Raw genomic sequence first — 25,012 nt, 5'->3', positions numbered from 1 at the left:
CTTTATACTTTTGTTAATAGTTTCCGGTTGAATATTGGGGAACCATTTTTGCATTTCTTTGGAGGATAATGATGAGAATAATCCGGTGATAAATAGCATACTCACAGTTTTATTTCTTATTTTTGTTCTCAATCAATCTATTGAAAACTATGGACACGATACTATTTCGGATGAAAAGCTTGCTGTTACTGGGACTGTTATTTCTTTCTAGTGAGGTATTCGGACAACCGATGATCGGAAACGATGCTTCTCCCGAGACTCTTGTTTTCGAATTGACCAATAAAGAGGCTTTGAAACTTCTAAAAGGTAAACTTCGGCAGAAACAGTGGGATAAGATACAACAGGCTCCCTTTGCCCGCTTCACAGATACATGGACTAACCCTCCTGTAAAGGGACATTTTCTGCTGGCTGATGTAGAACGGAATGAAGTCCATTACCGGTATGCTCCGGTGATTCCTTTTCATGTTTTTCTTTTCAAAGAGTATGGTGTATTGACTTTGCAAGTGGTTGATGCCGAAGGAGCAATCAGGAAAGATGCTAAAGTACGTGTGGGCAGTAAGGCTGTATATTACGATGAGGACAGTCAAACGTATACGGATGACAACTGGTCGCAGAAGGAGCAACATATCCTGACTGTTGAATTGGATAAGTTTCGTGCCGTATTTGATTTGACAAAACATCTGGTGTCGCCCTGGTATCAGAATGACTATGGGAGACAAGATGGACCGGAGTTTTATAGTTATCTGATTACTGACAAGAACAAATATAAACCGGGTGAGACGGTTCGTTTCAAATCGTATGCTCTCTCCGAGCATAAACGCCCTCTGAAACAGGAACTTTCATTATGGATGCGTGTCGGCTCTTCCTGGCGTGACTATAAGAAGATAATGCCGGTTGTCCCTTACCATCCGGGAGGCTTTGCCGGAGAATTTGAATTGAATGATTCGTTGAATTTGAAGTTAGACCAAAGATATTCCATTCAACTTCGTGACAAGCGGGGACGCATCGTTGCTTCCACCCATTTCAACTATGAGGACTATGAACTGAATGGCAATAAGTTGCTTGCAACGTTGGCTTCGAATGTGCAATATGCACCGCAGAGCAACCGTGTCGATATCAGTGCAACGGATGCCAACGGTCTTCCTTTGCGGGAAGTAAATGTAGAAGTGACTATTGGCAGAGAACAAGTGTTTAAATCGTATACCGAAATACTTTCTTTGCCCGATACGCTGATGTCTGTGCAGGCGGAACTGGATGTCTCCGGAAAAGCTTCGGTAGATATTCCTTCTCAAATATTCGGTGCTTCCGATTGTTTCTATCGTGTGAGTGTTGTCTTACTAACAGCGGATAACAACCGCTTGGAACAACAGGACAAGGCGACTTTTTACTATTCTTGTTACAATGTGCAGTGTACCACGCAAGCTGATACAGTCTGTTTTTCATTCTTCGACTTAGGTGTGGAGCGTCCCTTAGAAGCGGAACTGACTTATGGGGATAAGAAAGAAGTGAAAAAAATCCGTTTACCTTATCGGGAACCTTTCAATCAGACCATTTCGGATTATCGATTCAAAATACCGGAAATAGGATATGAAACAATCATTACTCCCGCCGGACTGGATCCCAAACTGGAACTGAATGGCGGAATAGAGAAAGACTCATTCTGTGTCTCCCTCTCCAATCCTTTGCAACTGGAGCTTTCATGGTATGTATATCAGGGCAACCGATTATTGCAGAAAGGTTCGGGAAAGGAGATGGAACATAAATCCGGAGAGATTGACCCTTCTTCGGTCTATTACGTGGAGGTATTCTATGTCATGGGAAATAAGGAATGTATGATGAAACGCTCATACACTTCGCCTTCCGAACGATTGGTGATTGAATCTGATCTGCCGGAACGGATATATCCCGGGCAGACTGTGACCACAAAACTGAATGTGACGAATATTCAGGGACGTCCGGTATCTAACGTCGATCTCACGGCTTTCGCAGTCAACAGCCAACTGAATTATCAGATTCCGGACTTGCCTTATTACGGGAGTGCGCCCCGTCCCCGTGAACAGCGTGCTTCCTATTCGATGAAGCAAAAAGAATACCTGCATACGGCTACGTTAGATTATAAACGTTGGAATGAACTGCTTCATTTAGAAGAATTACCTTATTATCGGTTTGCTTATCCTTCGGGAAACCTGTATCGTCAGACGGTGGATACACCGGATGGAACCACTCAATTTGCCCCTTATGTGATGTTGGACGGGAAAGCGGTAAATATCTATGTGATTGAACAGAATGATATCCCCTGTTATTTTTCGTGGACGGAACAGCCTCAAGAGTACTCTTTTCCTGTACTTCGTCCGGCAGGGAAGCAGAAAATAACATTGCGAATGCATGACAGGGCTTTTATCATCGACTCTCTGGCCTTCGAACGTGGCAAGAAAACGATTTTAAGCTTTGATATGAATCAGTTGCCGCAAGGAGTGGAAATGGTCTGGCTGCGCCAAAAGAAAGGAAAATACTACGAATACCAATTTACTAAGGAAGAAAAGAAGCGATACGAACAGTATCTTTGCCGCCTTCCTGTGGTGGACGGGGCGATATGTACTTCTTTGGAACATAATGGAAAATTGTTTCCGGTTTCGCTTTCGGAGTTGTCCCGTTATAAAAAGAATATATTGGCAGGTCCCGTAGAGCCGGGGCTTTGGAAGTATATGAATGGCGTATTATATCGGCATGAGGGAGGTTTCTCTTATGAATTTGATGGAAATGTTGTCTATAAATATAAGGACAATGAACTATGTCCGCGGTATTTGCATTTTTCGTCTGTGGCGAAGATTACTACTTTGAATGATTATTATTTATCACCGGAAAGATTCCGTAACCTGGTGTCTGAACTCCGGAAGGGAAAGAGTTGGCATCCTACCCGGATTTATTTTTCTTTGCCGGATAAGAAGTTGAATTTCCGGCTCCCCGAAGAAAAAGATTCTACCGGAGTGGCAAACCTGTTCTTTAAAGATTGTACGACCGGTGAATTGATTTATCCGGATACATTGGTGCGCATGAACCGGATTTATTCCAGACTTCCTGCCGGTACGTATGATGCGATTTTACTTTATAATAACGGGAAATACCTGAAACAGGAGGCTTTGCCTGTAAAGTCATATAGCTATCTGGACGTAAATATGGAGTCTCTGCCCTTGCACGAAGCTGATTCGCTATCTGCTGGGTGGCTTTTGTTGGGAGGAAGAGGGACGATCGGTACGAATCAGCCCAGTTATAAGGAGATGAGAATCACGCAGTACGTGCGCAGTTATGGTGGCAAAGTCTGTGGCTATGTGACAGATGCTACCGGAGAGGCGTTGATAGGATGCAGCGTGTTGATCAAAGGAACAACAGAAGGAACAATAACTAATTGGGATGGATATTTCGAAATGGATTGTGACAGGAGAGGGGAACAACTGCTGTTTAGCTATGTCGGCTTTAAGCAGCAAGAGGTGAGAGCAATGCCCGGTTCGAACCTGTTGGTTACGCTGGAGGAAGATAGCCGGGCATTAGATGAAGTGGTAGTGGTTGGATACGGGATGAGTAGAAGACATTCGTTGACGGGGTCTATTGCTGGAGTGAGGGTGGATCAGTCTTCCTCTGCTACAACTCCTTTGGAGGAATTGGACGGACAGGATAAGGAAGAGAAAGCGAAGGAGGAAGTAGATGCTAATCGGTTGTATACTGAACTGCTGCAACTGAACGGGTTACGCCGGAATTTCTCCGATGTAGCTTTCTGGCAACCTCGTTTGTTTACGGATAAAACCGGGACTGTCCGGTTTGAGACTACTTTCCCCGACAACGTGACGAAATGGGAGACGGTGGTTTATGCCATGAACCGACGTTTGCAGACAGGAACTTTCCGTCGTTCCATTCGCTCTTACAAGCCATTGATGGCGGAACTGAAAACTCCCCGTTTCTTGGTGGAAGGAGATCAGAGTACATTGGTCGGGACTATCCGTAATTATCTGGATGGACGGCGTATAGAAGGAACCACACAGTTTTGTGTCGGAACGGATACGTTGAAACAGCGGGAAGTCAATCTGACGGAAGGATTTCATGAAACATTGCCTATGCAGGCTGCAAATACTGACAGTGTGGCCATCAGTTATCTTTTTACCCGGGAGGACGGGTATAAGGATGGGGAGGAATATACAATTCCGGTATTGCCGCGGGGGACAGAATTGGCACAGGGCACATTAGGTATCTTGTCTGATGCGGAGACAGTCAGCATACAATCCGGTGAGGATGAAGAAGTGATGGTCAGCATCACGGACAATCAGTTGGATATTTATAAGGAATCTGTGAATTTCCTGACCGGATATCGATATTTGTGTAACGAGCAATTAGCTTCCAAGCTGATCGGTCTACTGGCCTATCAACAGTATATGCAGGGGATAGGCGAGAAGGTGAAGGGGGATAAAGCGATCCGGACTATCATTCGCCGGCTGACGAATCATCAGAATAAGCATCAGTTATGGTCATGGTGGGGTAACTCTGAAAATACTTCTTTCTGGATGTCGGCACATATCTTACGGGCTTTGAAGATGGCAAAAGACGCAGGTTATCCTGTCCATTTGAATCTGAATGGATTGAAAGTGGAGTATGCCCATGTACATCCTTACCGGGGAATGAAACTGGAGGATATAGAAATACTTCATGCCTTGCATGACTGGAAGGTGGAAGCTGATTATTCTGCAGCTGTCAGATTATTGGAACCATTTGTCCGGCAGTTGGAACAGAAGGAAGATTCGTTGGCAAGCAGGAACAAGCATTATCGTCCTCTTTCTTATTTGAAGGAAAAGTTGCTTCTTTGGGAAATCAAACAACAGGTAGATTCTGTCAATGTCGGTGATAGCGTGCGGCATTATCTGAAAAAGGATATGTTGGGAGGCGTTTATTGTGACGATGGTCGTCGCACTCATTATTGGGAAGGAAATCATATGATTAATACGTTGATTGCTTACCGGGTGATTAAGAATGATTCTTCTTTGTGCAAGTTGAAAGAGAATATGCAACTGTATATTCTGCGGACTAAAGAGCGTGGTTGGAATACCTATCAGGCTTCTGCTGCGGTAGCAACTGTTTTGACTGATTTGCTGACAGGAGCGGATCGCAACGGGGTAGGGACGTCAGTATCCGTCAGCGGAAAGGAGAATAAGCGGATTATGGAATTTCCTTATCATGCCCGATTGACGGCAGGAGATAGTCTGTTTATCTCAAAAACAGGTAAGGAGCCTTTATTGTACAGTGTTTATTCAACGAAGCGAGTGATGGATGCTCGCGAAAGTGATGCTTTCAAGGTAGAGGCGGCCTTGGAGAAAGATTCTCTGGTAGCGGGTATGCCTGTTACACTGTCGGTCACCTTGCAGGTGAAACAGGAAGGTGCGCAATATGTGATGCTCGAAGTTCCTGTTCCGGCTGGTTGCAGTTATGCCTCAAAACCTGTTAATTTCTCCTGTTCTGAAGTATATCGTGAATATTTTAAGGAGAAAACTGTTATCTTTAGCGAAAAATTACCGGTAGGTACTTATCAGTTTACTATCCCTTTGCTTCCACGCTTTACAGGAAAATACACGCTGAATCCTGTGAAAGTGGAGCTGATGTATTTCCCGGTAGTGAATGCTAATAATGAAGGGAGAAAAATTTGGATTACAGAAAGAAATACGAAAGAATGAGAATGATTAGAGCGATGAGGTATACAAAGTGGATAGCGGTCTTGCTTTGTTTTCTTGGCATGACGGCTTGTCGGCAGGATGCACCGCGTTTCCGTATCGGGGTGGCGCAATGTAGTGATGACTCCTGGCGGCATAAGATGAATGATGAGATTCTTCGTGAAGCAATGTTTTACGATGGAGTATCGGTTGAAATCCGGTCGGCTGCGGATGATAATCGCAAACAGGCGGAAGACGTTCATTATTTTATAGATGAAGGGGTTGACTTATTGATTATCTCTGCCAACGAAGCGGCCCCCATGACTCCGATTGTAGAGGAAGCCTATCAAAAGGGAATACCTGTCATCTTGGTAGACCGGAAGATTCTTTCTGATAAATATACTGCCTATATCGGTGCCGACAATTATGAAATAGGACGTGCGGTAGGTAATTATATTGCGTCAAGCCTGAAAGGAAAAGGGAATGTGGTGGAACTTACCGGACTGGGTGGCTCAACTCCAGCCATGGAACGCCATCAGGGATTTATGGCTGCTATCAGTAACTTTCCGGATATCAAACTGATTGATAAAGCGGATGCTGCGTGGGAGCGTGAACCGGCGGAAGTGGAAATGGATAGTATGCTCCGTCGGCATCCGAAGATAGATGCCGTGTATGCGCATAATGACCGTATCGCTCCGGGAGCTTATCAGGCTGCAAAGAAAGTGGGACGGGAGAAGGAAATGATTTTTGTCGGTATTGATGCTCTTCCCGGCAAAGGCAACGGATTGGAAATGGTGCTTGACAGTGTGTTGAATGCTACTTTTATTTATCCTACCAATGGCGACAAAGTGATGCAACTGGCAATGAATATCCTTGAGAAAAAGCCTTATCCCCGGGAAACGGTCATGAACACTGCGGTGGTTGACCGTACGAATGCGCATGTCATGCAACTGCAGACGACTCATATCTCGGAACTGGATCAGAAGATTGAAACATTGAACGGACGTATCAGCGGATATTTGTCTCGCGTTGCTACACAGCAGGTGGTGATGTATGGAGGTTTGGCCATTCTTCTATTGGTGGCAGGCTTATTATTGGTAGTCTATAAATCTCTCCGTGCTAAAAATCGTTTGAATAAGGAACTTTCCGGGCAGAAGAAACAGCTGGAAGAGCAACGGGACAAGTTAGAGGAACAACGTGACCAATTAGAAGAACAGCGGGATAAACTGGAAGAACAGCGGGATCAGCTCATCCAGCTTTCTCATCAACTGGAAGAGGCAACGCATGCCAAACTGGTTTTCTTCACAAATATATCTCACGATTTCCGTACTCCGCTGACATTGGTTGCCGATCCGGTAGAACATTTATTGGCCGATCATACACTAAGTGGAGATCAGCATCGAATGTTGATGCTGATTCAACGAAACGTGAATATCCTTTTGCGTCTTGTCAATCAGATTCTGGATTTCCGTAAATACGAGAACGGTAAGATGGAATATACACCTGTTCAGGTAGATGTTCTTTCTTCTTTTGAGGGTTGGAACGAATCATTCCTTGCAGCCGCCCGGAAGAAACATATTCATTTCTCTTTTGATAATATGCCGGATACGGATTACCATACATTGGCAGATATGGAAAAGTTGGAACGTATCTATTTTAATCTTCTTTCCAACGCGTTCAAGTTCACTCCGGAAAATGGAAAGATAACGGTTCGTTTGTCTTCCTTGACGAAAGAGGAAACTCGCTGGATTCGTTTTACTGTAGCCAATACCGGTTCAATGATTTCCGCCGAACATATCCGGAGCATTTTCGATCGTTTTTATAAAATAGACATGCACCATGCCGGTTCGGGAATCGGGCTTGCATTGGTCAAAGCTTTCGTTGAATTGCATAAAGGTACAATTTCTGTGGAAAGTGACGAAAAGCAGGGCACTGTCTTTACTGTTGATTTACCGGTACATACTTGTGAGACTATTCTGGCTGAAGATTCTCTGATATCATCAGTCTCTGCAGTTCCTTTAAGTCCTGCTTCTCCCGGCTCTTCCAACCTGAATGAAACTTTAGCTGTCGAAGAAGAGGAACTGGAAAAAGGCTATGATTCTTCCAAGCCTTCCGTTTTGGTAATTGATGATAATGCGGATATTCGCTTGTATGTACGCGGATTACTCCATACCGATTATACTGTTATTGAAGCTGCAGACGGTTCGGAGGGCATCCGCAAAGCAATGAAATATGTCCCGGACTTGATAATCTCTGATGTGATGATGCCCGGTATTGATGGAATAGAGTGTTGCCGTCGTCTGAAAAGCGAACTGCAAACCTGCCATATCCCTGTCATCCTATTGACAGCTTGTTCTTTGGATGAACAACGGATTCAGGGATATGACGGAGGTGCGGATTCTTATATCTCCAAGCCCTTCAGTTCGCAATTGCTGTTGGCACGCGTTCGTAATCTGATAGATTCACATCGCCGCCTGAAACAGTTTTTTGGCGACGGACAAACATTGGCGAAAGAGGATGTCTGTGATATGGATAAAGACTTTGTGGAAAAATTCAAGGCTTTGATTGAAGCAAAGATGGGAGATTCAAATTTGAATGTAGAAGATTTGGGTAAGGATATGGGATTAAGTCGTGTGCAGCTCTATCGCAAAATAAAATCCCTGACTAATTATTCTCCGAATGAATTGCTTCGCATCGCCCGCTTGAAGAAAGCGGCTTCCCTGCTTGCTTCGTCGGATATGACAGTGGCAGAGGTTGGTTATGAAGTCGGTTTCAGCTCTCCTTCTTATTTTACCAAATGCTATAAAGAACAGTTTGGCGAGAGTCCGACAGATTTGTTGAAGAGGAAAGGATAGAATCAAAACTATTCACGTCAGAATACAATAAATCCCGGTAACTTGAATTTTCAATGTTTACCGGGATTTATTTATATGTGTTAGTTCTGAATCAACAAACTTTTATCTGCGTTTCCTTGATTATACCAGTTCTGTTCGTTTTTGCCATTACTTTGCGCCCATTTCGCGAATCCTTTATAGGCTTCCAAGAAATTAGCTTTTTCAATAGCATGCGCTGCGTTGCCCGGTACTCTTAATCCCCAAATCAGGCGTCCTGCACTAAAATAGTAGTTATCATCTTCTTCGTCCCCGTTTGTATATACCGGTAGCAGGTTTTTATCATTGAATGGATATTGGTAAGTTATCGGTTCAATACCATTCATATGGATCTCTGTTCCGCTATCATTACGTTTTAAATATAAGTCGAATTCATCGCCTTCTAATATTTCCTTTACTTCTTTTCTCTTCTTTAGGGTGATCAGAATATTGATCTCCGGTAAATCACTTGTTGTTACCAAAGCACTCTTTTCTGTATTATAATATTGGCTGCCTGCAGGTTTAGCCAGATTCTTAATTAAAGGGCTGTAATCAATGATAAGATGCTTGTTGGGGACAAGTTCTACTCCGTCAACCGCAGGATTCATATTTTTAGTTTCATAAACCTCAATATTTTCCACTTCGTCGGAGTCTATTTCTTTCAGTCTTAAATATGGAGAATAAGGGAATATTCCTCCAATAGCTTTTAGACGTAATCCTATTTGTATATACTGCGCAGTGTATTTTTTGTCAACCTTTTTAATACCTTGGAACTGCACCTTATAATTGACTACAAAATCATTAAAGTCATAATCTCCTAATGATGGGAATTGGTCTTCAAACATGATTGTTCCCCAACCATCTTTGGGATGAAAAATGACTCCTTTTGCCAATTGGATGTCATCTTCTATATCATGCCCACGAGTGATTGACCGGGTGGTGTTAGATTTGGATTTGGCATCATTAGCAATGTTCAGTGAGAAACTTCTATCTGCATTTACAGGTATGGCCACTTTTTTTGTTTCATTGGTGCCGGTTTTGTACTGGGCATACAATGTATTTACGTAGGTTGGGATGCTCAAAGGGAGACTTGAAATTTCTGTATCTACAGGAATGTCGGCTATTTTCTCTTCTTTACTACATGCTTCATCCAAAAAGAAGGAAACCATAGTGGGGGTAGTAGCAGCTACTGTTCCTGCGGCTACTTGAGTTAATTTCCACTGAAAACCTGCGGGTATATCCAGGTCTTTTACTTGAATTTCTTTTTCAGGTTGTTTGTTTTCATCATAAAGGTTCTTCTCACAGGAGCTGAAAGCGAAGGCTCCAAACAAACAAGAAGTGAATAGAATTGTTTCCTTTTTCATAACAGCAGTGCTTGTTTTGTTAATAATAGGTTGCTTATATGACTGCAAAGGTCGATATTATTTGTATAAAAAGCAAGTAAAGTTGCATATTTTGTTTGTGGTGATCTTATTATTTGCAAATTCTCTTCTTTTTATCTAGCTTTGGGAGTGAAATAAGTGAAGTCCAGGCAATGAAAGATTATAAAGTAGATAAGGCGAGTCTCTCCGCATCCTTTTGTCAAGAGGTATATCAGGTTGTTCGGGAAATTCCGGTAGGTAAAGTTTCTACCTATGGGGGAATTGCCGCATTGTTGGGAATGCCTCAATGTTCCCGTATGGTGGGGCGTGCTTTGAAACAGGTTCCGGATGATTTATCTGCGCCTTGTCACCGGGTTGTCAATGCGTCGGGACGTCTTGTTCCCGGTTGGACAGAGCAAAAGCAACTCTTGTTGGAAGAAGGGATCTCTTTTAAGCAAAATGGGTGTGTAGACCTGAAAAAGCATCTTTGGAATTACTCTGTATCTGAATAAAATTTGTATATTTAATCTGTTTTCCTTACCTTTGTACCAACAATATGCAAGAACAGACTGTTATTTATTTATGAAAATACTGTTTTCTACTGTTCATTGAGAGGATAATCTTATCAAATTCTCTTCCTTTTAAACTACTCAGTCTGTTTTTTTTAACCATTTAAAAAACGTCGGATCGTCATGTTGTCATGTGACATGACTGAACCATGCGAACATTCAACTTGTTTATCGTAAGTGAGAATGAGGAACGCGGCAGTTGAAAACAAAACAACTATTATAATCTAAACCAATATATTATATGAGTAAAATAGAAATAAAGGATTTGTACCTTATCTTTGGAAACGAGAAGCAGAAAGCCCTCAAGATGTTGAAAAAAGATAAGAGTAAAGAGGAAATTCTGAAAGATACCGGTTGTACGGTAGGAGTGAAAGATGCCAATCTTTCAATTAATGAAGGAGAGTTTTTTGTGATAATGGGACTCTCGGGAAGTGGAAAATCAACATTGCTGCGTTGTATCAATCGTCTGATACGTCCTACTGCCGGGCAAGTGCTTGTAAACGGAGTAGATATATCTAAAATATCCGAAAAAGAATTATTGCAGGTTCGCCGGAAAGAGCTGGCGATGGTTTTCCAGAATTTCGGTCTGTTGCCTCACCGTTCCGTATTGAGCAATATTGCATTCGGTCTCGAACTTCAGGGAGTGAAGAAAGAGGAACGTGAGAAGAAAGCTATGGAAAGCATGATGCTTGTCGGATTGAAAGGATATGAAAATCAGATGGTGGGTGAGCTTTCCGGTGGGATGCAACAACGTGTCGGACTGGCCCGTGCCTTGGCTAATAATCCCGAAGTACTTCTAATGGATGAGGCCTTTTCTGCTCTCGATCCTCTAATTCGTGTGCAAATGCAAGATGAACTGCTGGCTTTGCAGTCGAAGATGAAAAAAACAATTGTCTTTATTACCCATGACTTGAGTGAAGCGATTAAACTGGGCGACCGTATTGCCATTATGAAAGATGGAGAGGTGGTGCAGGTAGGTACGTCAGAAGAAATACTGACTGAACCGGCTAACGAGTATGTAGCCCGTTTTGTTGAAAACGTGGACAGGAGTAAAATTATCACCGCTTCTTCTTTAATGATTGACAAACCGCTGGTGGCCCGTCTGAAGAAAGAAGGTCCCGAAGTATTGATTCGTAAGATGCGTGCGAAGAATATTACTGTATTACCTGTAATAGACGCCGATGATAAACTGGTCGGAGAAGTACGTCTGAACGACCTGCTTAAGTTACGTAGCAGGCAGGAAAAATCCATTGAAACGATTGTGCGTACAGAAGTACATTCTGTGTTGGAGGATACAGTGTTGGAGGATATACTTCCTTTAATGACAAAGACTAATTCGCCGGTATGGGTGATTGATGAGACGCGCGAGTTTTTAGGAACAATTCCGCTTTCCTCCTTAATCATCGAAGTGACCGGGAAAGATAAAGAAGAAATAAACGAAATAATTCAAAACGCAATAGATCTATGATAAATATAGGACAATATATAGAGATGGCCATCAATTGGATGATGGTACATTTTTCCACTTTCTTTGATGCCGTGAATGCGGGCATCGGTAGTTTTATTATAGGATTCCAACACATACTTTTCGGAATACCTTTTTATATAACCATCCTGGTACTTGCTGCACTCGCATGGATGAAAGCAGGACGTGGTACGGCAATTTTCACCGCATTGGGATTATTACTAATCTATGGAATGGGATTTTGGGAGGCTACTATGCAAACCCTGGCTCTCGTTTTTTCATCTACCTGCCTGGCCCTGATTGTTGGTGTACCTTTAGGAGTGTGGACGGCAAACAGTCCGCGTGCAGAGAAAATACTCCGTCCTATTCTCGATTTGATGCAGACGATGCCTGCTTTTGTTTATCTGATTCCTGCCGTTTTGTTTTTCGGATTGGGAGCAGTGCCGGGAGTGTTTGCCACCATTATCTTTGCTATGCCTCCTGTAGTCCGCCTTACCGGATTGGGAATACGGCAGGTCCCTAAAAATGTAGTGGAAGCTTCCCGTTCGTTCGGGGCTACCCGTTGGCAGTTATTGTATAAAGTGCAGCTTCCTTTGGCGTTGCCCACCATCCTGACTGGTGTCAACCAGACAATAATGATGTCGCTTTCTATGGTGGTAATTGCTGCCATGATTGCTGCCGGTGGTCTGGGAGAAATTGTGTTGAAAGGTATTACCCAAATGAAAATCGGACTTGGGTTTGAAGGTGGTATAGCAGTGGTTATTTTAGCTATCATCTTAGACCGTATCACGCAAGGAATGGCAGGACGAAAAAATAAGAACTAAACGGAAAGGATAAAATACGTATGAGAATATATAAAATAGTTGGAATAGTATTGTCAGCTATGCTTTTGCTAGCTTCCTGTACTAATTCAGACTTAGAGAAAAAGAAAGTAAAAATAGCCTATGCCAATTGGTTGGAAGGTATTGCCATGAGTCATTTGGCCAAGGTGGTGTTGGAAGAACATGGATATGAGGTTGAATTGCAAAATGCTGATCTTGCCCCTATCTTTGTATCTATGTCAGGAAAGAAATCGGATGTGTTTCTGGATGCCTGGCTACCAATAACGATGAAAGATTATATGGATCAGTATGGAGACAGCATCGAATTCTTGGGGGAGGTATATGGAGAAGCTCGCGTCGGACTGGTTGTTCCTCAATATGTTACGATTCAGTCTATTAGTGAACTGGCAGATAACAAAGACCGTTTTTCTTCCGAAATAGTGGGAATTGATGCCGGAGCAGGAATTATGAAGACGACCGATAAAGCTATTGCCGCTTATGGACTTGATGGGTATACCCTTATGACTTCAAGTAGCTCCACCATGCTGGCCTCTTTGAAAAAAGCGATGGATAAAGGAGAATGGATTGTCATCACAGGTTGGGCGCCACATTGGATGTTTGACCAGTTTGACTTGAAATTCTTGGATGATCCGAAGAAAGTATATGGAGACTTGGAAGAAATACATGCTATTGCATGGAAAGGTTTTAGTGAGAAGGATCCGTTTGCTGCCGAATTCTTTGGCAACATCAAACTAACGACAGAAGAACTTAGCTCTTTTATGACAGCTATGAAGGATGCCCGGATGGATGAAGAAGAAATAGCCCGTAAATGGAGGGATGAACATCGGCAGTTGGTGGATAGTTGGATTCCGGAATCAGAGAATAAATAGATTGGGTCATTGTTATTCTTTATTCGGAAAGAAGAAACAGGGAATTGTTAATGTTGGACAGAGTTCATACAATAAAAAAACGGTAATCTTCTACAAGATTACCGTTTTATATTTATAGGGTATTACTATTATTCAGCACCCCAGTTTTCTTTAGCCAAACGTTTGTAGCTGTTGTAACGCCATTTAGCGTTTTCTTCAGCAGCTTTGAACAGTTCTTCAGCTTCAGCAGGATATTGTTTCATTACAGAAGCGTAACGAACTTCACCCTTCAAGAAACCTTGGAAATCTTCCCAGTTCGGTTCTTTGCTATCCAATTGGAATGGGTTCTTGCCTTCTTCTTCCAAAGCCGGGTTGTAACGCCACAAGTGCCAGTAACCGCACTTAACAGCCTTTTCTTCTTCTTCCTGGCTCTTACCCATACCGGCTTTCAGACCGTGGTTGATACATGGAGCGTAAGCGATAATCAAAGATGGTCCAGGATATGCTTCAGCTTCACGGATAGCTTTCAAAGTTTGAGCTTGGTCAGCACCCATAGCGATTTGTGCAACATATACATAACCGTAAGTAGTAGCCATCAGACCGAGGTCTTTCTTACGTACGCGCTTACCGGCAGCAGCGAACTTAGCGATAGCACCTACTGGAGTAGCCTTAGAAGACTGACCACCTGTGTTAGAGTAAACTTCAGTATCCAGAACGAGGATGTTAACGTCCTTACCAGAAGCGATTACATGGTCAAGACCACCGTAACCGATATCATAAGAAGCACCGTCACCACCAATGATCCACTGGCTGCGTTTTACAAGATATTGTTGCAGTTCAGCGATTTGTTTGCAGTGGTTACATTTATCCTTGTTAGCTTCAACAACCGGAATGATCTTAGCAGCCAATTCCTTAGTCTTATCTGCATCCAGCATATTGTTGATCCATTCGGTGAACAGTTCTTTTACTTCGGCAGGAGTGCAGTCAGCAGCAATAGCTTCGTTCATCACTTTCACGAGGCGAGCACGCATCTTTTCGTTAGCCAATTCCATACCCAAACCGAATTCACAGAAGTCTTCGAACAGTGAGTTAGCCCAAGCAGGACCGTGTCCGTTTTCGTTTGTAGTATACGGAGTAGAAGGAACAGAACCAGAGTAGATAGAAGAACATCCGGTAGCGTTAGCAACCATTTCACGGTCACCGAACAATTGAGAAATCAATTTCACGTACGGAGTTTCACCACAACCTGAGCAAGCGCCGGAGAACTCAAACAACGGAGTAGCGAACTGTGAGTTCTTCACGTTAGCCTTGATGTCAACAAGATGTTGTTTAGTCTTCACGTTTTCAGCACAGTAAGTCCAGTTTTCAGCTTGAGCCAATTGGCTTTCGAGGTGTTTCATTGTCAATGCTTTGCCACCCTTCTTCGGATTACCCGGACAGATGTCTGCACAGTTACCGCAACCCAGACAGTCGAGAACGTCAACCTGGATACGGAATGTCATACCGTCGAATGCTTTACCTACAGCTTTCAGTTGTTCGAACTTAGCACCCTTCTGCTCTTCAGCATCGAGTACGAACGGACGGATAGAAGCGTGAGGACAAACATACGCACACTTGTTACACTGGATACAGTTTTCAGCATTCCATTCAGGAACGAATGCAGCTACACCACGTTTTTCGTATTTCGCAGTACCTTGATACCAAGTACCGTCTTCGATGCCCTTGAATGCAGATACTGGCAACAAGTCACCGTCTTGTGCATTGATCGGACGAACTACTTCGTTGATGAATGCAGGATCGTTGTTTTCAGCTTTTGCGTCATCCGGCAGGTTAGCCCAAGCAGGATCAACAGGCAAAGTTTTGTATTCGCCACCGCGGTCTACAGCAGCATAGTTCTTGTTGACAACGTCTTCACCCTTCTTACCGTAAGACTTAACGATGAATTTCTTCATCTGCTCAACAGCTTGTTCTACAGGAATAACGCCTGTGATACGGAAGAATGCAGATTGAAGGATAGTATTGGTACGGTTACCCAAACCAATTTCCAGTGCAATCTGTGTTGCGTTGATATAGTATACAGAAATGTTGTTCTGTGCAAAATACTTCTTAACCTTGTTAGGTAGGTTCTTAGCCAGTTCTTCACCTTCCCAGATTGTGTTCAGTAAGAAAGAACCGTTTTTACGCAAACCACGAGTTACATCGTACATGTGCAGGTAAGCCTGAACGTGACAAGCAACGAAGTTCGGAGTATTTACCAGATAAGTAGAACGGATTGGATTGTCACCGAAACGCAAGTGAGAACAAGTGAAACCACCTGACTTCTTAGAGTCATAAGAGAAGTAAGCCTGGCAGTGTTTGTCAGTGTTGTCACCGATAATCTTTACAGAGTTCTTGTTAGCGCCTACTGTACCGTCAGCACCCAAACCGTAGAATTTAGCTTCGAACATACCTTCGCCGCCTAAAGCGATTTCTTCTTTTTGAGGAAGAGAAGTGAAAGTAACGTCGTCTACGATACCGATAGTGAAGTGGTTCTTCGGCATTGGCATAGCCAAGTTTTCGAATACTGAAAGGATTTGAGCAGGAGTAGTATCTTTTGAACCTAAACCGTAGCGACCGCCAACGATAACCGGAGCATTTTCTGCACCATAGAAGCAGTCTTTAACGTCAAGGTAAAGAGGTTCGCCGTTAGCGCCCGGTTCTTTAGTACGGTCAAGAACTGCGATAGTCTTAGCAGTCTTAGGTACAGCAGCCAGGAAGTGCTTAGCAGAGAACGGACGATACAGGTGTACGGCAACCATACCCACTTTTTCGCCGTTTGCTACCAGGTAGTCGATAGCTTCGCGGGCAGCTTCTGTTACAGAACCCATAGCGATAATTACGCGTTCTGCATCTTCTGCACCATAGTAATCGAACAAACCGTATTTACGACCTGTGATCTTAGAAATTTCATTCATATATTCTTCTACGATAGCAGGAACTGCTTCATAGTAGTTATTGCATGATTCACGATGTTGGAAGAAGTGGTCAGGATTTTCAGCCATACCACGAGCTACCGGATTCATCGGATTCAGTGCACGGGCACGGAATTCAGCCAAAGCTTTCTGATCAATCAGCGGAGCTAGATCATCGTTTTCCAACATTTCGATCTTCTGGATTTCGTGAGATGTACGGAAACCGTCGAAGAAGTTCATAAACGGAACACGAGCTTTGATTGTAGCCAGGTGGGCAACACCTGCCAAATCCATAACTTCCTGTACAGAACCTTCAGCCAACATTGCAAAGCCAGTCTGACGAGCTGACATTACGTCTTGGTGGTCACCGAAGATACACAATGCGTGAGAAGCCAATGTACGAGCAGATACATGGAATACGCAAGGCAAGAACTCACCGGCAATTTTGTACATATTAGGGATCATCAGGAGAAGACCCTGAGAAGCAGTGTAAGTAGTAGTCAACGCACCAGCCTGAAGAGAACCGTGAACTGCACCGGCAGCACCACCTTCAGATTGCATTTCCTGTACCAATACTGTTTCGCCAAAGATGTTTTTACGTCCTGCGGCAGCCCATTCGTCTACGTACTCAGCCATAGTCGAAGAAGGAGTGATGGGGTAGATAGCTGCTACTTCAGAGAACATATACGAGATATGTGCTGCAGCCTGGTTACCATCACAAGTGATGAATTTCTTCTGTTTAGTCATAACTAAATTAAATATTTAAGTAAATAAATCTTTTAATATAAAAAGCCGAACATCCAGAGAGGTATCTGGTTGCCCCGACCTATTTCAGCCTTATGCAACGCATACGTTACATTCGGATTGTTCTTGATCTTTGCGCCTTCCTGGCAAATTTTGAACGGCATTACTTCGTCCACCATAAAAGAGACGTTTTTATCTCCTTTATGTACTTTATGGTCTTTCCATAAAGAATTTGCAAAGAATGTGTCGAGCACGTCCAGCTCCTCCACTTTCACCGGATAGATGGAATACATCAGGTTGGAATTGTGCATCATTATCTTCGACGGTTTTTTAGGGAATTCTTCCCCTTTCGGATAAACCAGATTAATGAGTCGCGCATCTGCCAGATACTTGATATAGTTCATCACCGTGGCGCGAGATGTCTGTATGTCGCTTGCCAGTTGGCTCACATTTGGAGCCTTCGGCCCGTCGACAGCGAGCAAATATAGTAATTTTTTTATCTTTGAAAGATATTTCAGTTCAATTTGTTTGATGAGCAGGATATCTACTTCTACCATCATGTTCATTGTTTTCAGCAAATTCTCCGAAAAGTTACGTTTTTCGAGGAAGAACGGATAGAATCCGTGGTGCAGGTAATCCTGAAAATAATCGAGAGGACGAACTTTGGAGAGCACTCCTTTGGCAATCTGTTCGTGAGTGCTAAGAATTTCTTCGAGGCTGTATGCCCTGAATTTCATGCCTGTTTGTAAGTTTAGGAATTCACGGAAAGAGAATCCACGCAGGTTATAGCTCTTTGCAATATCACGCAATTCAAGATTTTCTTCTTTCAGTCGCATCACGGATGAGCCGGTGAAGACAATTTTCAGATTAGGAAAACGGTCGTAACACATGCGCAACTCTTTGCTCCATTCAGGATGTTTGAACACTTGGTCGATCAACAATACTTTTCCGCCGCGTTTCTGAAATTCGTTAGCGAAGTCTACAATGCTGTGACCCGAGAAGTAGAAATTGTTCATGTTGATGAACAGACAGGAACGGTCGTTCCCGAATTTCTCTTTGGCGTATTGGAGAAGGAAAGTGGTTTTTCCTACGCCACGTGTCCCTTTGATACCAATCAGGCGGTCGCTCCAATCGATCTCGTCCATAAGATCGCGGCGGACGGGGGCATTGGTGTGCTCAACGAGGTAGGCGTGTGTGCGGTAGAATGATTCCATTTCAGTTCTTTGTTTTTCGGGTGGCAAATATACTGCTTTTTTTAGGATTTGCAAAGTAGAGATGGCAAAATTGTGCTTTTAATTCCAACTTTATGTTTATTGTTGTCATTCCTGACTATTTCCTGTATATATTTGCAGAATAAAGTTTTGAATTCATTTGAAATGACAAAAAAGGCTCTTTATATATTCAATCCGGAACATGACTTGGCGTTGGCCAGCGGTGAAACTAATTATATGGCTCCGGCTTCGGCCAGACGTATGGCTTCCGAGCTGGCTTTGCTTCCGATGTGGTATGCGGAAGAGGGAAGTGTTGTATTGGCTCCTTCCGCTTATAATCTCAATTATTTGAAGCAAATGCAGGAGTTGCTGGATATTCCGGTTGATTTGATGACAGAGCCGGAACTTGCTATTGAACCGAATTTGGATATTCGTCCTTGGGGATGGGATTTAGCTTTACGGAAGCGGCTTTCTGTGTTGGGCGTGGATGAAGCCTTGTTTCCTTCTATGGAGCAATTAAACGGTCTGCGGGAATACTCCCATCGTTCTAAAGCCGTCTCGTTACTTCCGGAATTACGACTGAATGAATATTTCTGCGGCGAATCTTACTATTTAAAGACCCCGGAGGAATGGAAACGTTTTGTGGAAGAGCGGAAGGAATGTTTGTTGAAAGCTCCACTTTCGGGAAGCGGTAAAGGTCTGAACTGGTGTAAAGGCATATTTACTCCTTTTATTTCCGGTTGGTGTACGCGTGTGACTGCTTCGCAGGGTGGAGTCATTGCAGAACCTATATATGATAAGGTAGAGGATTTTGCCATGGAGTTTTATTCCGATGGTGCAGGTGAAGTGACGTTTGTGGGATATTCCTTCTTCCATACCGGAAAGAGTGGAATGTATGAAGGGAATCGTTTGCTTTCTAATGAGGCAATCTGGAAACAACTTTCGCAATATGTCCCTTCAAAGGTTCTGACGGATTTGGAGAACTGTTTGAAATATAGGCTTTCTGCGTTGGTAGGAACCGTTTATAAAGGTTATCTTGGGGTTGATATGATGATTTGTCGGTTTCCGGAAAATGAAAAGCCGGCTTTTCGGATTCATCCCTGTGTGGAAATCAATCTGCGCATGAATATGGGAGTCATTGCGCGTTTTTTACATGACCGTTATGTACGTCCAGGTTCAACAGGACGTTTTGTGATTGATTATCATCCTTCGGAAGGTGAAGCCTTGCAGGAACATGAACGAATGTCCGCAACTTATCCGTTGGAAATCAGGGAAGGTAGAGTGTACTCCGGTTATTTACCTTTGGTTCCTGTTCATAGGAGAAGTTGTTATCGGGCGTGGATATGGGTAACTCCTGATAATATTTAACTTACGGTATCAGATAGCCTTTATCGTCGATCTGCTTCAATGTCGCTTCTGCCGTGTAATCCGCGTCTAAATATATTCCTTTTTGCACCGGATTTGAATAGATATTAGATGCATCGGAATTTTATTTACTCTAGTAACAAAGAAAAAACGCTTAGTAGTAGAGTTCTATCTGACACCCGGGTCTCAATGGTACTGACACCCGGGTGTTGGCATACCTGAGACCCGGGTGTCATAGATGCTGAGACCCGGGTCTCAGATAGATTGTTTATACAGTGGAGAAAAATCTAAACTATATTATTTAATTTCTTTCCGTGCGGATCAGTTTATTTCTATACCGTTTTGAAACAAATAAGTCGATTCTAAATACCAGGTTTACTGCTGAACCGTTTGTTCCTGTGTCGCTGTACTTTCATTTCCATAGCGGTCAATAGCCGTCACTGCGAAGTGCTTTTTTGCATTCCAAGGTAGGATAGGGGCATATACGTAACTCGTCTCTCGGATATTTTGCGCAACGATATTTTCCGGTCGGTTGATATCTACCGGATAATCGTTAGAAGCATAAATAACATACATGGGCTTGTTGCGCTGATCGTTATCAGTAGCAGCCTGCCAGGTTAATTCCGTATATCCATTATCGATATGAGTAATTTTCAGCGCAGAAGGAGCAGTTGGCGCAACATTATCCAGCCATGGCATAGGAGGCTGTAAAGCAGGATATGCATAAAAATTCTCGGATAATTCATCATAAATACCCTGTGTATTCTCCATCAGGTATTTCACCCGGTAATGTCCTTCACCCGCCATTTTCTGACTGCGGATAAAGTTCATCTGACGATCTATTTCGTCGCGTGTCCATTTGCCTTCATCGGGATGGAGAAAATAAATGCCGAGTCCCGGAATCACTTGCCGTCCGTTACTCTGTTCCTGCCAGTCGAGGGCAAAAGGGTAGAAATTGTTTCCCTGGAAATACATCATCGGATAAATTTGATCCATAATACCTTCTCCCATCCAGCCTTGCGGGTCTTGATAAACGGTAAAGAAAGCATTCCATCCACGGGAGGGGTAACGCGAAGTATCCCGGTATTTACCTACCGGGCAGGTACTTACTTTTACCCAAGGCTTCATGGCTTTTACGCCTTTATATATATAACGTACAATTTCGGAGATATTATCCCGGCGCCACTGATCCAGTGTGCGTCCTTTATTATATCGGCGGAAATCATATTTATCAGGAAAAAGAGGAGCATTCTCCGGATAACGCAGGTAGTCAAAATGTACTCCGTCCACATCATAACCGCTAACGACTTCCCGCACCAGTTTCATCAAATACTCCTTCGTTGCCGGATGTCCCGGATTGAGAAAATATTCACTTTTGTAAGGAACACAGATATCTTTCACCCGCTTGGTGACAGACTGACTGCCGAGCGAAGCAACGTGCTTCTTATTCCCCAACGGGATAGTTACCATCCAGGCATGACATTCCATTCCTCGCTTATGACATTCTTCAACGGCAAAGGCCAGCGGATCATATCCCGGATTTCCTCCTGTCTTTCCCGTCAGAATCGAATTGAAAGGTTCGATTGCCGAAGGATATAACACATCTCCACGAGTACGGGTTTGAAATAGGACAGTGTTGAAGTTGGCAGCCTTCAACTTATCAAGAATATCTATTAATTCTTCTTTCTGCTTGCGGATCGTTTGAGGAGTTGTCGCACGTGTGCGAGGCCAATCCAAGCCGTACACCGCTGTCACCCATGCGGCACGAACTTCGTGTTTGGGTTGCGCAACAATTGAGAGGAAAGGAAACAAAAGTGAAAGAATGAAAATAGTATAGCGCATATTCTTTATTTTTTGTTTTAAATCCCTGCAAAGTTAGTAAAAGTGTCGGTATTGTTGGGCTGTTTCGTGAGATTATGTTACATTTGCCAAGTTAAAAAACGACACGCTATGATTACATTTACTCTATGCCTGCTGACGCTGATAGTAGGCTATTTTACGTACGGACGCCTGATGGAACGCGTCTTTGGTCCCGATGACCGTAAAACACCGGCTCTTACCAAGGCGGATGGAGTGGACTATATTCCATTGCCCACCTGGAAGATTTTCATGATTCAATTTCTTAATATTGCCGGATTAGGTCCTATTTTCGGAGCAATTATGGGAGCGAAATTTGGCAGCTCTTCATACTTGTGGATTGTGCTGGGAAGTATTTTTGCGGGTGCAGTGCATGATTATTTTGCCGGAATGCTTTCTTTGCGTAATGGAGGTGAAAGCCTGCCGGAAATAATAGGCCGTTATTTGGGACTGACTACCAAGCAAGTGATGAGAGGATTCACTGTCATTTTAATGATTCTGGTGGGATCGGTTTTCGTTGCGGGGCCTGCCGGACTGTTGGCAAAACTCACTCCGGAAAGTTTGGATGCTACGTTTTGGATTATCGTTGTATTTGCATATTATATTTTGGCTACTTTGCTGCCTGTTGATAAAATAATTGGTAAAATCTACCCGTTGTTTGCGGTTGCCTTGTTGTTTATGGCAGTAGGCATTTTGGTGATGCTTTACGTTAACCATCCGGCTTTGCCGGAGTTATGGGACGGATTGCAAAATACTAACCCGGAAGCGAGCGAACTTCCTATCTTCCCGATAATGTTTGTGAGTATTGCTTGTGGTGCCATTTCTGGTTTCCATGCTACGCAAAGCCCATTGATGGCACGTTGTATGACCTCGGAACGGCATGGACGTCCGGTGTTTTACGGTGCAATGATTACCGAGGGCATTGTTGCTCTTATTTGGGCAGCTGCCGCTACTTATTTTTTCCATGAGAACGGAATGGAAGAAAGCAATGCTTCTGTTATTGTTGATGCCATTACAAAAGAATGGTTGGGGGCAATCGGCGGAGTACTTGCTATTTTGGGAGTCATTGCCGCTCCGATTACTTCGGGAGATACGGCCTTCCGTTCCGCCCGTCTGATTGTGGCGGACTTCTTGGGGATGGAGCAAAAAAGTATGCGTCGTCGTTTGTACATTTGCATTCCGATGTTCGTAATTGCTATCGGTCTGCTTTTGTATAGCTTGCGTGACGCAAACGGATTTAATATGATATGGCGTTATTTTGCCTGGGCAAATCAGACATTGGCTGTGTTTACCTTGTGGGCTATAACGGTTTTTCTGGCGGTATCCAAGAAACCTTATATCATCACTTTGATACCGGCACTGTTTATGACATGTGTATGTTCTACTTATATATGTATTGCTCCTGAAGGATTGGGACTTTCGCATGCAGTTTCCTATGGCATTGGTATAGTGTGCGTAGTAGTTGCGGCAGTTTGGTTCTATATCTGGATAAATAAGCAAAAAACAAGAAAATTATCAGAATGAAGAAAATAAGAAAATCAACAGGGGTTGCGCTTGCATTCCTTATTTATGTATCCGTAACAGCGGCTTATTTGTTGCCTCGTAATACGGAAGTCAGCCTGACAGAGAAAATAATTACGGTGGCAGTTTCTTATGTCATCGTCCTTCTTCTTTGGCTGGTGCTTCGGAAAAAGGAACAAATGCGTGAACGCCGCAAAAAAGACGAACAATCTATTCACTTAAAAAAGTAAGTTTATGAAGAAATTAGCTTTGGCTCTTTGCTTATTGGCAGTCTCTTTCACTGCACAGGCGCAATTTGAGAAAGGAACTACGATTATTAATCCTTCATTGTCGGGGTTGGACTTTTCGTATAGTAAAAATGATAAAGCAAAATTTGGAGTTGGTGCACAGGTCGGTACATTCTTTGCCGAAGGTATTGCCTTGATGGTAAATGCCGGAGCCGACTGGTCGAAACCGGTAGACGAATATACACTAGGTACCGGAGTACGTTTCTACTTCAATAAAACCGGTATTTATCTGGGTGGCGGACTCGACTGGAACCGCTTCCGTTGGAGTGGTGGAAAACATCAGACAGACTGGGGACTGGGCATCGAAGCCGGATACGCTTACTTCCTTTCGCGTACGGTAACCATTGAACCTGCCGTTTATTATAAATGGCGTTTCAATGATGGAGATATGTCACGTTTCGGTGTGAAGATTGGATTCGGTTTCTACTTATAGTAGTATAATCGATATTTTATATATTGGGGCTTGTGTCAAAACTCCCCTTTCTATGGGGTCACCCTCGTCGCAGATAATTGTAGCGAGGGTGACTTTTTGTTTATAAGAGTTTTGACACATTCAGCCTCTTGATGTCTTGTTTAGTCTTATTCGTTTAGTCTTTTTCTTTTAAGATGTAGAAACAGCTTGTACTTGCAAAGTTTCTCAAATAAGGTATTCCAGAAATCATCTGATTCAGTTGACGTGGGGATAGCCCGAATTTTATTTTATAATGGGGATTAATGAACCATAGTTGCCTGTTTTGTATTATTAGATTTGTCTTTTGAACTAATCTTTCGAATAATTCTATTGATACGCCTGTCTTTTTTATGGAAAGCAGCTCTTTGATACAATCAGTGTCTACTCTGAAGGCTTTTAGAATTGATCGGTATATAGAAACAGGGAATAAATGAATAAAAGGCAGATAGGACAAGATACGGTTTCTACATATTTGTTGGTGACCTCCAAATGGCATTTGCCATGCTGGGAATGACATAAAAACAATGCCTTGTGGCTTCAGATATTTACTCAAATTAGATAAGAATTGTTCTTTTTCTGTGATATGCTCAAATACATCATGGCAGATAATAATATCAAAATTCTGCTCCAATTCCTTTAGCTTAAATATATCTGATGCTATAAATTCACCTTCTGCATGGTGTACATTAAAAAAGTTTTTTGCATCTTTAATACGGCTTTTAGCCATATCAACCCCTATAATATTGCATCCCATTTCCGAGAAAGGAAGCAAATTACCTCCATCACCACAACCAATTTCCAATACATTCATTCTTGCTTCTATTGCATGCCAACATTGGATATATGGGATAAAATAATTCCTGCTTGTTATGGACAATTCTTTGAAATAGATATTCCGGTTCTCATGACGTTCTTGCATAATAATAGTTTCATATATAAAGAGTAACACAATTAAAATTACTTTCTATAATGATGATAAA

General features: G+C 42.9%; 15 protein-coding genes. 10 read left to right on the top strand and 5 right to left on the bottom strand.

Annotated elements, in window-relative coordinates:
- Positions 1 to 149: 149 nt before the first annotated feature.
- Both GD631_RS20385 and GD631_RS20380 read left to right on the top strand, forming a co-directional pair.
- A complete protein-coding gene (locus tag GD631_RS20385; protein WP_143259367.1) occupies positions 150 to 5,714 on the top strand; it encodes an alpha-2-macroglobulin family protein in 5,565 nt (1,854 codons plus the stop codon).
- 14 nt (positions 5,715 to 5,728) lie between these two features.
- On the top strand, positions 5,729 to 8,545 hold the full coding sequence (locus tag GD631_RS20380) for a substrate-binding domain-containing protein (protein WP_317174220.1): 2,817 nt from the start codon (positions 5,729 to 5,731) through the stop codon (positions 8,543 to 8,545).
- Between the two features lie 80 nt (positions 8,546 to 8,625).
- On the opposite strand, the gene GD631_RS20375 is transcribed toward GD631_RS20380, so the two are convergent.
- Complete coding sequence (locus GD631_RS20375; protein WP_143259368.1) at positions 8,626 to 9,924, bottom strand: LruC domain-containing protein; 1,299 nt, start codon at positions 9,922 to 9,924, stop codon at positions 8,626 to 8,628.
- Between the two features lie 170 nt (positions 9,925 to 10,094).
- Here GD631_RS20375 and GD631_RS20370 point away from each other — a divergent pair, with 170 nt between their 5' ends.
- From GD631_RS20370 to GD631_RS20355, 4 genes are all read left to right on the top strand, one after another.
- On the top strand, positions 10,095 to 10,433 hold the full coding sequence (locus GD631_RS20370) for an MGMT family protein (RefSeq protein WP_143259369.1): 339 nt from the start codon (positions 10,095 to 10,097) through the stop codon (positions 10,431 to 10,433).
- A 298-nt stretch (positions 10,434 to 10,731) separates the two neighbouring features.
- Entirely contained in the window at positions 10,732 to 11,958 is a 1,227-nt protein-coding gene (locus GD631_RS20365) for a quaternary amine ABC transporter ATP-binding protein (protein ID WP_143259370.1), read from the top strand.
- On the top strand, positions 11,955 to 12,779 hold the full coding sequence (locus tag GD631_RS20360) for an ABC transporter permease (protein WP_143259371.1): 825 nt from the start codon (positions 11,955 to 11,957) through the stop codon (positions 12,777 to 12,779). Before GD631_RS20365 ends, GD631_RS20360 begins: the two co-directional genes overlap by 4 nt.
- Positions 12,780 to 12,799: 20 nt before the next feature.
- Positions 12,800 to 13,666, top strand: a complete 867-nt coding sequence (locus GD631_RS20355; protein ID WP_143259372.1) for a glycine betaine ABC transporter substrate-binding protein — start codon at positions 12,800 to 12,802, stop codon at positions 13,664 to 13,666.
- 128 nt (positions 13,667 to 13,794) lie between these two features.
- On the opposite strand, the gene nifJ is transcribed toward GD631_RS20355, so the two are convergent.
- Together nifJ and GD631_RS20345 are read right to left on the bottom strand one after the other, a co-directional pair.
- Entirely contained in the window at positions 13,795 to 17,343 is a 3,549-nt protein-coding gene (gene nifJ / locus GD631_RS20350) for a pyruvate:ferredoxin (flavodoxin) oxidoreductase (RefSeq protein ID WP_143259373.1), read from the bottom strand.
- A gap of 32 nt (positions 17,344 to 17,375) precedes the next feature.
- Complete coding sequence (locus GD631_RS20345) at positions 17,376 to 18,554, bottom strand: ATP-binding protein (RefSeq protein WP_143259374.1); 1,179 nt, start codon at positions 18,552 to 18,554, stop codon at positions 17,376 to 17,378.
- A 162-nt stretch (positions 18,555 to 18,716) separates the two neighbouring features.
- On the opposite strand from GD631_RS20345, the gene GD631_RS20340 reads away from it, so the two are divergent.
- Positions 18,717 to 19,919 (top strand): hypothetical protein, encoded by a 1,203-nt coding sequence (locus GD631_RS20340; RefSeq protein WP_143259375.1) that lies wholly within the window; start codon positions 18,717 to 18,719, stop codon positions 19,917 to 19,919.
- Positions 19,920 to 20,291: 372 nt separating this feature from the next.
- Here the strand turns inward: GD631_RS20340 and GD631_RS20335 are convergent, their stop codons facing one another.
- Positions 20,292 to 21,758 (bottom strand): glycoside hydrolase family 10-like protein, encoded by a 1,467-nt coding sequence (locus GD631_RS20335; RefSeq protein ID WP_143259376.1) that lies wholly within the window; start codon positions 21,756 to 21,758, stop codon positions 20,292 to 20,294.
- Between the two features lie 108 nt (positions 21,759 to 21,866).
- On the opposite strand from GD631_RS20335, the gene GD631_RS20330 reads away from it, so the two are divergent.
- Genes GD631_RS20330 through GD631_RS20320 form a run of 3 tightly spaced genes read left to right on the top strand, consistent with a single transcriptional unit; the run spans position 21,867 to position 24,014 of the window.
- Complete coding sequence (locus GD631_RS20330; RefSeq protein WP_143259377.1) at positions 21,867 to 23,297, top strand: carbon starvation CstA family protein; 1,431 nt, start codon at positions 21,867 to 21,869, stop codon at positions 23,295 to 23,297.
- Complete coding sequence (locus GD631_RS20325) at positions 23,294 to 23,524, top strand: hypothetical protein (protein WP_004300962.1); 231 nt, start codon at positions 23,294 to 23,296, stop codon at positions 23,522 to 23,524. The genes GD631_RS20330 and GD631_RS20325 overlap by 4 nt, the downstream gene beginning before the upstream one ends.
- 4 nt (positions 23,525 to 23,528) lie before the next feature.
- On the top strand, positions 23,529 to 24,014 hold the full coding sequence (locus GD631_RS20320; RefSeq protein ID WP_004300961.1) for an outer membrane beta-barrel protein: 486 nt from the start codon (positions 23,529 to 23,531) through the stop codon (positions 24,012 to 24,014).
- A gap of 154 nt (positions 24,015 to 24,168) precedes the next feature.
- On the opposite strand, the gene GD631_RS20315 is transcribed toward GD631_RS20320, so the two are convergent.
- Positions 24,169 to 24,951 carry a class I SAM-dependent methyltransferase gene (locus tag GD631_RS20315; RefSeq protein WP_143259378.1) on the bottom strand — a complete coding sequence of 261 codons (783 nt, stop codon included), beginning with the start codon at positions 24,949 to 24,951 and terminating at the stop codon, positions 24,169 to 24,171.
- Positions 24,952 to 25,012: the final 61 nt, after the last annotated feature.

Source organism: Bacteroides luhongzhouii (genome assembly GCF_009193295.2).
Lineage (GTDB): Bacteria > Bacteroidota > Bacteroidia > Bacteroidales > Bacteroidaceae > Bacteroides > Bacteroides luhongzhouii.
Note: the sequence above shows the minus strand (reverse complement) of the source record. Positions and strands in the feature narration are given on the sequence as shown.